The sequence below is a fragment of the Mycobacterium sp. IDUB_3 genome, assembly GCF_055419585.1.
In genome coordinates this window covers 4140309-4154361 of record NZ_JBVAXZ010000001.1, presented here as the reverse complement: position 1 = coordinate 4154361, position 14053 = coordinate 4140309, and the positions used below count along the sequence as shown (strand labels likewise).

The 14053-nt window shown below is 68.3% G+C and carries 15 protein-coding genes; 6 read left to right on the top strand and 9 right to left on the bottom strand.

Annotation, left to right across the window (positions count from 1 at the left end; all coding sequences use genetic code 11):
* The first annotated feature begins 111 nt into the window (after positions 1-111).
* Together eccD and mycP are read left to right on the top strand one after the other, a co-directional pair.
* On the top strand, positions 112-1497 hold the full coding sequence (gene eccD, locus ACZYVJ_RS19380; protein WP_463832501.1) for a type VII secretion integral membrane protein EccD: 1386 nt from the start codon (positions 112-114) through the stop codon (positions 1495-1497).
* A complete protein-coding gene (gene mycP / locus ACZYVJ_RS19375; protein WP_463832500.1) occupies positions 1494-2807 on the top strand; it encodes a type VII secretion-associated serine protease mycosin in 1314 nt (437 codons plus the stop codon). Before eccD ends, mycP begins: the two co-directional genes overlap by 4 nt.
* Here mycP and eccB read toward each other — a convergent pair.
* Positions 2772-4121, bottom strand: a complete 1350-nt coding sequence (gene eccB, locus ACZYVJ_RS19370; RefSeq protein WP_463832499.1) for a type VII secretion protein EccB — start codon at positions 4119-4121, stop codon at positions 2772-2774. The two genes, mycP and eccB, sit on opposite strands and share 36 nt — an antisense overlap.
* 121 nt (positions 4122-4242) lie before the next feature.
* Between eccB and ACZYVJ_RS19365 the strand changes: the two genes are divergently transcribed.
* Positions 4243-5142: a cutinase family protein gene (locus ACZYVJ_RS19365; RefSeq protein WP_463832498.1), complete on the top strand. Its 900-nt coding sequence runs from the start codon at positions 4243-4245 to the stop codon at positions 5140-5142.
* Positions 5143-5184: 42 nt separating this feature from the next.
* Entirely contained in the window at positions 5185-5820 is a 636-nt protein-coding gene (locus ACZYVJ_RS19360; protein ID WP_463832497.1) for a cutinase family protein, read from the top strand.
* Here ACZYVJ_RS19360 and truA read toward each other — a convergent pair.
* From truA to infA, 8 genes are all read right to left on the bottom strand, one after another.
* A complete protein-coding gene (gene truA / locus ACZYVJ_RS19355; protein ID WP_463832496.1) occupies positions 5817-6698 on the bottom strand; it encodes a tRNA pseudouridine(38-40) synthase TruA in 882 nt (293 codons plus the stop codon). The two genes, ACZYVJ_RS19360 and truA, sit on opposite strands and share 4 nt — an antisense overlap.
* Complete coding sequence (gene rplQ, locus ACZYVJ_RS19350) at positions 6655-7296, bottom strand: 50S ribosomal protein L17 (protein WP_463832495.1); 642 nt, start codon at positions 7294-7296, stop codon at positions 6655-6657. The genes truA and rplQ overlap by 44 nt, the downstream gene beginning before the upstream one ends.
* A 117-nt stretch (positions 7297-7413) precedes the next feature.
* Positions 7414-8457: a DNA-directed RNA polymerase subunit alpha gene (locus ACZYVJ_RS19345; RefSeq protein WP_463832494.1), complete on the bottom strand. Its 1044-nt coding sequence runs from the start codon at positions 8455-8457 to the stop codon at positions 7414-7416.
* Between the two features lie 77 nt (positions 8458-8534).
* On the bottom strand, positions 8535-9140 hold the full coding sequence (rpsD, locus tag ACZYVJ_RS19340; protein ID WP_463832493.1) for a 30S ribosomal protein S4: 606 nt from the start codon (positions 9138-9140) through the stop codon (positions 8535-8537).
* Positions 9141-9149: 9 nt separating this feature from the next.
* Positions 9150-9566 carry a 30S ribosomal protein S11 gene (rpsK, locus tag ACZYVJ_RS19335; protein ID WP_008260256.1) on the bottom strand — a complete coding sequence of 139 codons (417 nt, stop codon included), beginning with the start codon at positions 9564-9566 and terminating at the stop codon, positions 9150-9152.
* Between the two features lie 6 nt (positions 9567-9572).
* Positions 9573-9947 (bottom strand): 30S ribosomal protein S13, encoded by a 375-nt coding sequence (gene rpsM, locus ACZYVJ_RS19330; protein ID WP_463832492.1) that lies wholly within the window; start codon positions 9945-9947, stop codon positions 9573-9575.
* A 219-nt stretch (positions 9948-10166) separates the two neighbouring features.
* Positions 10167-10280, bottom strand: a complete 114-nt coding sequence (gene rpmJ / locus ACZYVJ_RS19325) for a 50S ribosomal protein L36 (protein ID WP_003879483.1) — start codon at positions 10278-10280, stop codon at positions 10167-10169.
* 52 nt (positions 10281-10332) lie between these two features.
* Positions 10333-10554 carry a translation initiation factor IF-1 gene (infA, locus tag ACZYVJ_RS19320; protein ID WP_003418601.1) on the bottom strand — a complete coding sequence of 74 codons (222 nt, stop codon included), beginning with the start codon at positions 10552-10554 and terminating at the stop codon, positions 10333-10335.
* Positions 10555-10805: 251 nt separating this feature from the next.
* On the opposite strand from infA, the gene ACZYVJ_RS19315 reads away from it, so the two are divergent.
* The gene (locus ACZYVJ_RS19315) at positions 10806-12509 is read left to right on the top strand and encodes an NAD(P)/FAD-dependent oxidoreductase (protein ID WP_463832491.1); all 1704 of its coding nucleotides are present in this window, start codon (positions 10806-10808) and stop codon (positions 12507-12509) included.
* Positions 12506-14050, top strand: coding sequence for an ATP-binding protein (locus tag ACZYVJ_RS19310; RefSeq protein WP_463832490.1), 1545 nt, complete (start codon positions 12506-12508; stop codon positions 14048-14050). Before ACZYVJ_RS19315 ends, ACZYVJ_RS19310 begins: the two co-directional genes overlap by 4 nt.
* Positions 14051-14053 lie beyond the last annotated feature (3 nt).

The window sequence follows — 14053 nt, the reverse complement described above, 5'->3', positions numbered from 1 at the left end:
CGAGGACGTTAAGCAGCACCGAAATCGGGGGCAAGTCACCTGTGGAGAACCGGATGCCGGGCCTTACAGACCTGGCTATGGTCTCTGCTCATCCGATCGAAGGGTTCGCTGTTGCCTGCATCCGATACCGGGCTACGGCGCGTCGCGGTGCATTGGGGCACCGTGGCCGTCGACGTCACCCTGCCCGCGGGAATCCCTGTCGCTGCGCTGATTCCGGCGGTCGTCGACATCCTCGGGGTTGATCAACCCGACCATGAAGCCGGGCGATACCGCTTATCGGCGCCCGGCGCATCCGGGCTGGATCCGTCAATGACGCTGGTGCAGCACGACATCGGAGATGGCACAATCCTGGTGCTGAGCCGGCAGGGTGCGCCGTCGCCTGCGCCACGCTACTTCGATGTCGCGGAGGCCGTGTCGGCCACACTCGACGCGGCGACTGCGCCGAGCGGCGGCGCTTCACGCGCACGCGCGGTCCGACTCATCGGCGCGGCGGCGGCAATGCTGTTCACCGGCGCCGGAGGACTGGTAATCGTGCATAACACGTTCGGCAGCAACGCCGACCGAGATGCTGCCGCGACGGTCATCGCGCTGGTGTCGGCCGGCGCCCTGGCGCTCGGGCTGGCGGCCGTCGCACACCGCGGCTTTCGAGATGAGACCGCCGGGCTGACATTGAGCGTGATCGCCACGGCGTTGGTGGCGGTTGCCGGCTTTGTGGCGGTGCCCGGTGCGCTCGGCACGGCCAATGTCTTGCTGTCCGCAGCGGCGGCCGGCGTCACCGCGGTTATCGCGATGCACGTATCGGGTTGCGGTGTAGTCACATTGACCGCCGTGTCAGGCTGCGCGGTGGTCGTCGCAGTGGCCGGGCTGGTGGGCGTGATCAGCGCAGCGCCGCCGCGCGTCGTCGCTTCGGCTGCTGCGCTGGTATCCGTCGGCCTGCTTACGGTGGCGGCGCGCGCGTCGATCACGCTGGCCGGGCTGTCGCCCCGACTGGAGGCGAAGGACGCGGCGGAGATGGAGCCGCGTGACGCGAGCACACGTTCGCGGGCGGTCCGCGCCGACAGGTGGCTGACCAGCCTGCTCGCCGGGTTGTCGGTATCGGCCGCCGTCGGCGCGGCAGTCACCGTGCTTGCCGGCGCACCACGCCCGTCGTGTACCGCGTTCGGCACCGTCACCGGTGCGCTCCTGCTGCTGCGTGCGCGATGCACCGACACCAGAAGGATGCTGGTGTTCACCGTCGCCGGGATCGCAGTTTCCACAACAACATTCGGTGTTGCCGCCTTTCGCGCTACGGTGCCCGGGCCCTGGATCGCTACAGCGACGACGCTGGCGGTCGCCGCGGCGCTGTACCTCGGCTTCGTCGGCCCGGCGCGTCCCGCCTCGCCCCTCCTGCGCCGAGGCGTCGGGCTGGTGGAGTGGCTGGCGCTGGCAGCGATGGTTCCGTTGACCTGCTGGATATGTGGACTCTATGGCGCGGCGCGGGGATTGAACCTCACATGATCGGTGGATGTGCCGGTCGCCTGCTGGTGACGTCGGCGCTGACGCTCGGAACCGCGTGTGGAATGCCGACGGCGCAGGCGTTTTCGCCGCCAGACGTCGACGACAGGTGGTTGCCAAAGCCCGGCTTGCCGGCGTCCCCGTCGCCAACCGTGCAACGCGAGATTTGCGCGCCGATGACGGTCGACGCGGGACCGGGCCGCAATCAGCCGACGGGCCTGGGCGACCTGTCGGCGCTCTGGCAACTCACCCGCGGCGCCGGACAACGGGTCGCGGTCATCGACACCGGGATCTCACGACACCGTCGGCTGCCCGATGTGGTGCCCGGGGGCGACTACGTGTCGACTGGCGACGGCACGCAGGATTGCGACGCGCACGGCACCCTGGTGGCCGGAATCATCGCGGCCACAGCCGATTCCAAGGCCGACAACTTCAGCGGGGTCGCGCCCGAGGCCACGTTGATCAGCATTCGTCAGTCCAGCGCCAAGTTCGGCCCCGCCGGCGACCGGTCCCGCGTCGGGGTCGGTGACGTCGAGACGCTGGCGAAGGCCGTTCGAACGGCCGCCGATCTGGGAGCCTCGGTGATCAACATTTCGTCGGTTGCGTGTGCTCCGGCGGCTTCGGCACTCGACGACCGCGCGCTGGGCGCGGCACTGGCCTACGCCGTCGACGTCAAAAATGCCGTCGTCGTGGCCGCGGCCGGCAATACCGGCGGCGCCGGTCAGTGCCCGCCGCAGCGGACCGACGCCAGTTGGCAGACGATCACGGTCGCCGTCAGCCCCGCGTGGTACGACGACTACGTGCTGACCGTCGGATCGGTGAATGTCCATGGCGCGCCATCGCCATTCACCCTTGCCGGCCCCTGGGTGGATGTCGCCGCGCCCGGTGAGGCGGTGGCGTCGCTCGCGACGGAACCGGTGTCCGGCACGAGCTATGCCGCCCCGGTGGTCAGTGGACTGGCCGCGCTGATCCGGGCCCGGTTCCCGGCGTTGTCGGCCCGCCAGGTGATGCAGCGCATCGAGACGACCGCGCATCATCCACCCGCCGGATGGGATCCCCTCGTCGGCAACGGCACCATTGACCCCGTCGCCGCCGTCAGCACCGGCACGGGTCCGGCCGCCGACCACCGCGGCCCGGCACCGGCACCGGCGCCGATCGCCGCGTCGCCGCCGATCCCACCGCGCGATTCTCGCGCCCGGGACACCGCGCTCCGGGGCGCCGCGATCTGCCTGGTCGCACTGACCGTCGCTCTGGCAACCGGGGCAATACGAGATCGCTCAAGGCGAGCGCGCGACCGCATCACGTGCGATTGACGCGTTCTGCCGGCTCAACTCCGGCCCCGCCGGCAATAGCGAGAGAAGCGGCCACGGTGCCCGGCCCGCGTCGCCGAGGCCGAGATCGTGCGCGGCGGCATCGTCCGGAATCGCGAACCGGACCCCCGTATCGGCGATCAGGTAGCGGGTTCCGGCCTCGTCACCCGCCCGCACGTACGCGCTTGCCCCGGGCGGCATATACACGGCGTCCAACGCGGGGCCGTCGCCGTCGGCCTGCGCCAACGCCACCGGCGCCCGATCGGACGGGACGGGCAGCCGGCTCTCGGCCAGGAATGCGACGCCGGTTTTCGCCTCCTCCCAGTTGGCGCACAACGTCCCGGCGGGCTCGGCAAGCGTCGGTGCCCGGTCAGGGAAGAGGGCAACCGGCAGCTCGGCGACGACGGGAGCGGCCCGGATCGCGTCGGGCGCGACGGTGACGGGGTTGGCCGTTCCCTGCGGGTTGCTGAGGCGCAGCAGGTCGGCTGCCACCTGGCCGACGCGCTGCACCCCGGTCGCCAGCACCGCGTAAAACTCGTCGCCGTCGGCCCGTGTGATGCGAAGCACACTGCCGACCGCGAATCCGGGCAGTTCGGGCATCCTGGCGCCCCGACCGCGGATCCGCGGCGGTGCGATCGGTGGCGCTTCCGGCACGGCATTCAGCAATGCCTGCGAGACGATCAGCGGCGCACGGCCCTCGATGCGCAGAGCGCGGACCACGGCGGCATCGTCGAGGTCCACGATCGCCCGGTGGCCGCCGTACAGCAGATAGGCCGGCGAACCGGAAGCCGGAGCCGCCAGGATCGCCTGCCCGGGGGCCAAGGGGTGCACCGCGGGCGCCTCGGACCGGCGGCCGATGACGACCGTCGTGGTGCTAGCGCCGGTGCTATCGCATATCGACCAACCCATATCCCCCGCAGACAGCGGCCTGCCGAGAAATTGCGGCGCGCCCGGAATGCCCAGCAGCGGGCCGCGTTTGGTGGCGCCCAGATCGGATTCGGTAACCGTCTGCGGGTCGGCGGCCGTCGCCGCGATGAGCCGGGCGGAGGCCAGGTTGAGCACCGGGTGCCAGACGTCGCCCACCCGAACGAAGAGGGCGCCCGATTCCCGGCTCAGCACGATCTGCGCGCGATCGAGCGCCACATGCGGTCGCAGCAAACCGAGTACCGCGCAGCCCGCCACGGCGATGGCCGTGACGACGCACCCGAACGCCAAGCCGGTCGGCCCGATTTCTTCGCCGAGCAACGCACGTTCGGTGCGTCGCAGCAAATACCGGTACGCGCTGACGTGCAGCCACGTAGCCGGCTGACGCGGCACTGCATCTCCCCACCCCGTGAATCCGTTGACCACTACGGTAGGCCGTCTCTTCGGGGCGCCAGAGCGGTTATCCACAGGTCGCGGGGGTTTCGGCGCATAACAATTTGGGTAAAATTGCCCGGTGAAAACTCACCGTGTACGTACCCGTCGGGCGGGCACCGCGCGGTCAGCAGGCCGTTTGATCGGTCTGGGTGTTTCTGCCCTGGTTATTGCTGCTGGCCTGTTCGCCACCCCCGCCGCAGCGCCCAAGGCCTCCGCCTTCGACTGCCCGGACGTCGAGGTCATCTTCGCCCGCGGCACCAACGAGCCCACCGGCCTGGGCCGGGTCGGCGACGCCTTGGTGGACTCGCTGCGCCAGCAGACCGGCTTGAACATCCTGCCCTACGGGGTGAACTACGCCGCCAGCAAGCTGCAGCTGCACGGCGGCGACGGTGCCAACGACACCATCGACCGGGTCAAGAAGAGCGTGGAAACCTGCCCGAACACCAAGATCGTGCTGGGCGGCTACTCCCAAGGCGCCTCGGTGATGGACATCGTGGCCGGCGTCCCGATCGGCGGCATCAGCTGGGGCAACACCCTGCCTGCGCAATACGCCAACAACATCGCCGCCGTCGTGACCTTCGGTGACGTGGCCGACCGCGCCGGAGGGTCGCTACCCACCAAGAGCGCGATGCTGGGCTCCAAGGCCGCCGACTATTGCAACCCCAACGACCCGATCTGCCACGCGGGCGAGGGCAACGAGTGGAGCGGGCACACCGAGGGCTACGTCCCCGTCTACACCACCCAGGCCGCGTCGTTCGTCGCGCAGAAGCTGGCGGCCGCCGGCCTCGGCCAGCAGTCACCCGCGTTCGGCCCACCGCTGGGCGGCGTCCCGCAGCAGCCGGGCTACGGTCAGCAGTCGCCGGTCTACGGGCAGAACCCGCCCGGGTCGGGCCCCTCGATCCAAGGCGGCACCGCTCCGGCGCCCGCGCCGTCGCTGCCGACTCCGGCTACCGACTCACCGCAAGCACCTCTCGTCTAAATCGTTACCGTCGGGTTATCAACGCCCCCTTAACATCGCTGTGTGAGGCTTATCCCGTTAGGGCTGGGCATCGGAATTGGCGCGACGGGCGCATTATTGATTGCCCCCCAATTGGTTCCGCATGCGTCAGCATCGTGCCCCGGCGTTGAAGTGGTGTTCGCCCGGGGCACCGACGAGCCGCCGGGTGTCGGCAAGGTGGGCGGTGCGTTCGTCAGCTCGTTGCGCGACCAGACCCGCAAAAGCGTTGGCGCATACGGGGTCAATTACCCGGCCAGTAAGGACTTCCTGGCCGCCACCAACGGCGCCAACGACGCCAGCGCCCACATCCAGCAGATGGCGGCAAACTGCCCCAACACCAAACTGGTGCTGGGCGGATACTCGCAGGGCGCCGCCGTCGTCGACATCGTCACGGCCGCACCGGTGCCCGGCCTCGGCTACCGCCAGCCGTTGCCGCCCGTGGCCGCCGACCACGTCGCCGCCGTCGCACTGTTCGGCAATCCGTCCGGCCGCGCGGGTCAACTGATGAGTGCCCTGTCCCCGAATTTCGAGGGCAAGACCATCGACCTGTGCAACCCGGGCGACCCGATCTGCTCGAGCGGCATGCAGTGGAGTTCGCACCTGAGCTACGTCCCCGGATTGACCAGCAGGGCAGCGAATTTCGTCGCGGCAAGGGTCTAGCGCGAGCGGATGTCCCGGGTGATCAGATTGCGCGCGGCCAGCTGATCATCGGGCGGGTAGTCGACCCCGACCAGCGACAGCCCATGGGCCGGCGCCGCGGCGAAGTCGCTGGAACGCTCGGTGGCGCTGAGCAATTCGCGACAATACGAGACCGGCCGGCGGTGTTCGCCGACCGCCAGCAACGCCCCGACCAGCGAGCGCACCATCGACCAGCAGAACGCGTCGGCGCTAACCCGCGCGGTGATCAGGTCGCCGTCGCGGGCCCACTCCAGCCGCTGCAGGTCGCGGATGGTGGTGGCGTTCTCGCGGTGACGGCAGAACGCGGCAAAGTCGTGCAGTCCCAGCAGGTCTCGCGACGCGGCGTTCATCGCCTCGACGTCCAGCGGACGCGGCCAGGCGGTGACGTAGCGGGCCTGCAGCGGCTGCACCCCCCACGGCGCCGTCGAGATCCGATACACATAGTGGCGCCGCAACGCCGAGAAGCGGGCGTCGAAACCCGCGGGGGCGCGGCTGATATCTACGACCCGGACATCGGTCGGCAGGAATCGACCCAGCCGCCGCAGCAGCGGCAGAAACTCGGGTTCACCGACGTGCGGTGCACGCGGGTAGGCGTTCGGCAGCGCCTCCAGCGGCACGTCGACGTGGGCCACCTGCCCGGTGGCGTGGACTCCGGCGTCGGTGCGTCCCGCCGCGCGCAGCCGCACCGGCGTGCGAAACACCGTCGTCAGCGCCTCGTCGAGAACTCCTGCCACGGTCCGCTGGCCGGCCTGAGCGGCCCAGCCCGCGAAACCTGTTCCGTCGTAGGCGATATCAAGCCGCAGACGGACGTCCTCGCTAACTCTCGTCAGCCTCGTCGTTCGCCTCGGCGGCTTCGGCATCCGCCCGCGCGGCCACGGCCTTGTCGGCCTTTTCCTCGGCCTCCGCCTGGGCCTTGGTCGGCTCGGCGGAGTCCTCTTCGGACTTGGTCTCCTGCGCCTCGGCGGTGGCCTCCTCGGCCGTCGGGCCGACGGCTTCCTGCGGCTCGACAGCCGCCTGAGGTGCCGCCGCAGCCGCGACGGGAGCGTCGGACTTCTTGGACGCCTTCGCCCGACGAGCCCGATCGGCCTCGGAGGTGACCGTCTTCTCCCGCACCAGCTCGATCACGGCCATGGGCGCGTTGTCGCCCTTGCGCGGCTCGACCTTGATGATGCGGGTGTAACCGCCGTTGCGGTCGGCATAGAACGGGCCGATCTCCGCGAACAGGGCGTGCACCACGTCCTTGTCGCGGATCTTCTTTAACACCTCTCGACGGTTGTGCAGCGCACCCTTTTTCGCGTGGGTGATCAACTTCTCCGCGTAGGGCCGCAGCGCCCGCGCCTTGGGCTCGGTCGTCTTGATCCGGCCGTGCTCGAACAGGGAGGTGGCCAGGTTGGCGAGAAGCGCCTTCTGGTGCGAAGACGACCCGCCGAGGCGAGGTCCCTTAGTGGGCTTGGGCATTGCGACTATCTCCTAATTGGGGCCGGCCCCCGTATCAGGTAGGGCCGGGACGGACGGTGTTGCATGTGTCCGGTTCCTCAGCGGCCGCTGCGCGGCCGCATCGTCGCCGGACGGTCCTTAGAGCTGCTCGGTTTCGGCGTAGTCCTGGTCGTCGTAGGACGCCTCGTTGGACCAGGTGCCGGTGGCGACGTCGTAACCCGCGACCTCCGAGGGGTCGAAGCTCGGCGGGCTGTCCTTGAGCGACAGGCCCAGCTGGTGCAGCTTGACCTTCACCTCGTCGATGGACTTCTGCCCGAAGTTGCGGATGTCGAGCAGGTCGGACTCGGTGCGGCTGACCAGCTCGCCGACGGTGTGCACACCCTCACGCTTGAGGCAGTTGTAGGACCGCACGGTCAGATCCAGGTCGTCGATCGGCAGGGCGAACGACGCGATGTGGTCGGCCTCGGCCGGCGACGGCCCGATCTCGATGCCCTCGGCCTCGACGTTGAGTTCGCGTGCCAGGCCGAACAATTCGACCAGGGTCTTACCCGCCGACGCCAGCGCGTCGCGAGGGTTGATCGAGCTCTTGGTCTCGACGTCCAGGATCAGCTTGTCGAAGTCGGTGCGCTGCTCGACACGGGTGGCGTCCACCTTGTAGGTGACCTTGAGCACCGGCGAGTAGATCGAATCGACTGGGATACGGCCGATTTCGGCACCCGAGGCGCGGTTCTGCACGGCCGGCACGTAGCCACGGCCGCGCTCGACGACCAGCTCGACCTCGAGCTTGCCCTTGTCGTTCAGCGTCGCGATGTGCAGGTCGGGGTTGTGCACGGTGACACCGGCGGGCGGCACGATGTCCCCCGCGGTGACCTCACCCGGGCCCTGCTTGCGCAGGTACATGGTGACCGGCTCGTCCTCCTCGGAGGACACCACCAGGCTCTTGAGGTTCAAGATGATCGCGGTGACGTCTTCCTTGACGCCCGGCACGGTGGTGAACTCGTGCAGCACGCCGTCGATGCGGATGCTGGTGACGGCCGCACCCGGGATCGAGGACAGCAGCGTCCGGCGCAACGAATTGCCCAGGGTGTAACCGAATCCCGGCTCCAGCGGCTCGATGACGAACTGGGAGCGGCTGTCGGTGAGAACTTCCTCCGACAATGTGGGTCGCTGAGAGATCAGCATGGTGTTTCTTCTTCTCCTTCTCGGCACCCGCTATTTGATGCCGGTAAGACCTGCGCCGGGTTCAGCGCAGGGGGTCTTTACTTCGAGTAGAACTCGACGATGAGCTGCTCGGTGAGCGGCACGTCGATCTGCGCCCGCTCGGGCAGCTGGTGCACGAGGATGCGCTGACGCTCCCCCACCACCTGCAACCAGCTCGGGATCGGGCGGTCGCCCGCCGTCTCCCGCGCGATCTGGAACGGCACGGTGTTCAGCGAGCCGTCCCGCACGTCGATGATGTCGTGCTGCGACACCCGGTAGCTGGGCACGTTGACGTGCACGCCGTTGACGCTGAAGTGTCCGTGGCTGACCAGCTGGCGGGCCATCCGGCGGGTACGCGCCAGCCCGGCCCGGTAGACGACGTTGTCGAGCCTGCTTTCCAGGATGCGCAGCAGCTCTTCACCGGTCTTGCCGGATTGCCGCACGGCCTCTTCGTAGTAACGGCGGAACTGCTTCTCCATCACGCCGTAGGTGAAGCGGGCCTTCTGCTTCTCCTGCAGCTGCAGCAGGTATTCGCTCTCCTTGATCCGCGCGCGGCCGTGCTGGCCGGGCGGGTAGGGACGCTTCTCGAACGCCTGGTCGCCACCGACGAGGTCGGTGCGCAGCCGGCGCGACTTGCGGGTGATGGGTCCGGTGTAACGAGCCATGACTATCTCCTAGACCCTTCTGCGCTTCGGGGGGCGAACGCCGTTGTGCGGCTGGGGGGTGACGTCGGAGATCGCGCCGACCTCCAGACCGGCGGCCTGCAGCGACCGGATCGCCGTCTCCCGGCCCGATCCCGGGCCCTTCACGAACACGTCAACCTTTTTCACGCCGTGCTCCTGCGCCTTGCGGGCCGCGTTCTCGGCGGCCAGCTGCGCGGCGAACGGCGTCGACTTCCGCGAGCCCTTGAACCCGACGTGACCCGACGACGCCCAGGCGATGACGTTGCCCTGCGGGTCGGTGATGGTCACGATCGTGTTGTTGAACGTGCTCTTGATGTGGGCGGCACCGTGCGGGACGTTCTTCTTTTCCCGGCGACGGGTCTTCTGCCCCTTCTTGGGGGCAGAGGCTGCCTTCTTGGCTGGTGGCATGAGTGATTACCTGGCCTTCTTCTTGCCGGCGATGGTGCGCTTGGGGCCCTTGCGGGTGCGCGCGTTGGTCTTGGTCCGCTGGCCGCGTACCGGCAGGCCGCGGCGGTGCCGCAGGCCCTGGTAGGCACCAATCTCGATCTTGCGCCGGATGTCGGCCTGAACCTCGCGGCGCAGGTCACCCTCCACCTTCAGGTTCGCTTCGATGTAGTCACGCAAGTGGGTCAGCTGGTCATCGGTCAGGTCCCGGGTGCGCAGGTTCCGGTCGATGCCGGTGGCTGCCAGGATCTCGTTCGACCGAGTGCGGCCGACGCCGAAGATATAGGTCAGCGCGATCTCCATCCGCTTGTCACGCGGAAGATCGACGCCTACTAGTCGAGCCATAGGTGGCGTTTCCTCTTTTTCTAGGCGGAGGTCTGATCCCAGCCCGTTCCCTCGCCGAAATGGATTCGGCATCGGGGCCCGGCCTCCGTCCGGGCGTGGATGAGCGACCTATTCGCTCAGTGGTGCTGGGAGGTCTGCATTCAGTTGTGTTGGGGCTGGGCCGCCTCGGTCGATGGCGACGACCCGCTGCGCCCAGCTACGCCGCGCTTGCGATCGTTGCTAGCCCTGGCGCTGCTTGTGGCGCGGATCGGAGCAGATCACCATGACCCGCCCATGCCGACGGATCACCCTGCACTTGTCACAGATTGGCTTGACGCTCGGGTTCACCTTCACGGCTGTTCGATCCTGTTCTGTGTTCGTTCGTACGGTGTTCTGATCAGGCGCTTTACTTGTACCGGTACACGATGCGGCCGCGGGACAGGTCGTAGGGAGACAACTCCACCACCACCCGGTCCTCGGGGAGGATGCGGATGTAGTGCTGCCGCATCTTGCCGCTGATGTGGGCAAGCACCTTGTGACCGTTCTCCAGCTCAATGCGGAACATCGCATTGGGCAGGGGCTCGACCACCCGGCCTTCCACCTCGATGGCGCCGTCCTTCTTGGCCATAACTCGTTAAAAGTCCTCGTCGTATAGTTTCGTTCTCGTCTGCGCCTATCCGACGCGACATTGCACCGACTTGGAACGTGAGCCGGTGACAGGAAATTCCTAGGGACTTGGCACACAAGAAGCCGGCGCGGATGCCGCACCGTTGTTCCACGATACCTGGTTATTCCGCTTCACCAAAATCGCTGTCGGAGGAACCGGGCCCGCCTCCTCGACCTCCCACACGGCCGCTGACGAGCGCATACTTAACGCCGATGACCAACCCCTCTGGCCGCTCGGCCTCCATAGACGACGCCGGCCCCGCCGCGCCACAGCGCAAGCCCGTCATGCTGACCGTCGACGACGATCCGTCGGTGTCCCGCGCGGTCGCCCGCGACCTGCGCCGCCACTACGGCGAGGAGCACCGGATCGTGCGCGCGGAATCCGGGCCCGACGCCCTGGGCACGCTCAAGGAGCTCAAGCTGCGCGGCGAGACCGTCGCCCTGCTGATCGCCGACTACCGGATGCCGCAGATGAGCGGCATCGAGTTCCTCGAACAGGCGATGGACCTGTACCCGGCGGCGCGCCGGGTGCTGCTGACCGCCTACGCCGACACCCACGCCGCGATCGACGCGATCAACGTTGTGGACCTGGACCACTACCTGCTCAAGCCGTGGGATCCCCCGGAGGAGAAGTTCTACCCCGTCATCGACGGGCTGCTGGACGCCTGGCGGGCCGCACCCGAGCACCCCATCCCGCACACCAAGGTGATCGGCCACCGCTGGTCGGCGCGGTCCTGGCAGGTCCGCGACTTCTTGGCGCGCAACGGCCTCTACTACACCTGGTTCATGGCCGACGAACCCGCCGGCGAGCGGCTGCTCGCCGCGGCCGGCGAGGACGGCAGGCGGCTGCCGGTGGTGGTCACCCAGCGCGGCGACACCCTGGTCGAACCCACCGACGCGCAGCTGGCCGAGACGCTGGGCCTGACCACCACGCCGTCGCAGGAGTTCTACGACCTGATCGTGGTCGGCGGCGGGCCCGCGGGCCTGGCCGCGGCCGTGTACGGCGCCTCCGAGGGGCTGCGCACCGTGCTCATCGAGCACACCGCCACCGGCGGTCAGGCCGGCCAGAGCTCGCGCATCGAGAACTACCTGGGCTTCCCGGACGGGGTGTCGGGCGGGCAGCTCGCCGACCGCGCCCGCCGGCAGGCGGAGAAGTTCGGCGCCGAGCTGATCACCGCCCGCAAGGCCACCTCCCTCGAGGTGAACGGATCCAAGCGCACCGTGCGGTTCGCCGACGGCGGCTCGATCGACGCGCACGCCGTCATCCTGGCCACCGGAGTCTCCTACCGCCAGCTGCAGGCCGAGGGCTGCACCGAGCTGACCGGTTGCGGCATCTACTACGGCGCGGCCATCTCGGTCGCCCCGGAGTGCGAAGACGAAGAGGTCTACGTGATCGGCGGGGCCAACTCGGCCGGCCAGGCCGCGATGTACCTGTCGCGGACGGCCAAGTCGGTAAACATCGTGGTGCGGGCCCCGTCGCTGGAGGCGTCGATGTCCTACTACCTCATCCAGCAGATCGAGGCGAATCCCAAGATCAACGTGCTGACCTGCACCGAGGTGCAGCGCGCCACCGGCGACGGCCACCTGGAGCAGCTGCGGCTGGTCAACAACCGCACCGGCCAAACGGAGGACGTCACCTGCGGGCGGATGTTCATCTTCATCGGCGCCGCCCCGCGCACCGACTGGCTGGACGGGGTGCTGGCCCGCGACGACCACGGGTTCATCCTGACCGGCCCGGACCTGCGCAACGTGTGCGGCTGGACGCTGGAACGCCCGCCGCATCACCTGGAGACCAGCGTGCCCGGGGTGTTCGCCACCGGCGATGTCCGCTCGACGTCCGCCAAACGGGTCGCCGCCGCGGTCGGTGAAGGGTCGATGGCGGTCATGCTCGTGCACCGATACCTGGCCGAAGCATGACCGGGACCGAATCGATGGCCGAGCGGGTGCCCTGCGAGCCCGATGAGCTGCGCAGCCTGTTCCTGTTCGAGGCGCTCACCGACGAGCAGCTCGCGGTGCTGTGCAGCAACGGGCACATCCAGCAATACGAACCGGGGCCGATCTGCGTCGAGGGCGAACCGGCGACCTGCTTCTACGTCCTGATCGACGGGGAGCTGACTATGACCAAGCTCTCCGGCGGCCAGGACATCGAGACCAACCGCACCTCGCAGCGCGGCGTGTACTGCGGGGCCTGGCGGGCGTTCACCGGCGGCAAGCAGAAGAGTTACGACGCCTCGGTGCACGTGATCAAGCCGTCGCGCTTCTTCGTGATGGACGCCCCGGTGTTCGCGCAGTTCATGAAGGACCAGTTCCCCATGGCCGTGCACCTGCTCGACGGCATCGCCGTGGGCACCGATCGCACCCGCCGGATCATCGACAACCGGGAGAAGCTGCTGGCGCTGGGCCGGCTGTCGGCGGGGCTGACGCACCAGCTGAACAATCCCGCCGCGGCGATCTCGCGGTCCGCGGCGGATCTGCGCGAACGCGTGGCGAACATGCGGCACAAGCTGGCGATGCTCGCCGACGGCACCATCACCCCCGAGGCGTTGAGCGCCCTGGTGCAGCTGCAGGAGCGGGTCGCCGAGCAGGTCGCCAAGTCGGCCGCGCAGCATTTGAGCGCGCTGGAGACCTCCGACCGCGAGGATGCCGTCGGCGACTGGCTGGACGACCACGGCATAGAGGGCGGGTGGGACATCGCGCCGACGTTCGTCGAGGGCGGCATCGACACCGATTGGCTGGAACGGATTTCCGCGGTCAGCGACGAGCTCGCGCCCGGATCGCTGGAGATGGCGATTCGATGGATCAACTACACCATCGAAAGCGAACTCCTGATGAACCAGATTCTTGAAGCGAGCAAACGGATTTCGGCGCTGGTCGCCGACGCCAAGCAGTATTCGCAAATGGATCGGGCCCCGTTCCAGGTGGCCAACGTGCACGACCTGCTCTACAGCACGCTGGTGATGTTCGCCGACCGGTTGACCAAGGACGCGGGCAAGGATGCCAGTAAGAACCCCGTGATCACCGTGGTCAAGGACTTCGACAAATCGCTTCCCGAAATCCCTTGCTACCCAGGCGATCTCAATCAGGTGTGGACCAATATCATCGACAATGCGATCGCCGCGATGCGCGACACCGGGGGCACGCTGACCATCCGCACCTGCCGGGAAGGCGAGAAACTGGCCCGTGTCGAGATCTGTGACACCGGGCCGGGGATACCCGAGGACGTGCGCGAGCACATCTTCGAGCCGTTCTTCACCACCAAGCCCTTCGGTGAGGGCACCGGGCTGGGCCTGGACCTGGCGTTCAACATCGTGGTGAAGAAGCATCGCGGGGACCTACGGGTGGAGTCGGCGCCCGGCGACACCCGGTTCATCGTGCTGCTGCCGCTGGAGCCGCCCGCCGCCGGCGTCGCCGGTGCCGTTGTCGACGATGCCGATGAGGATGTAGCCGACCCGGAATAGCCT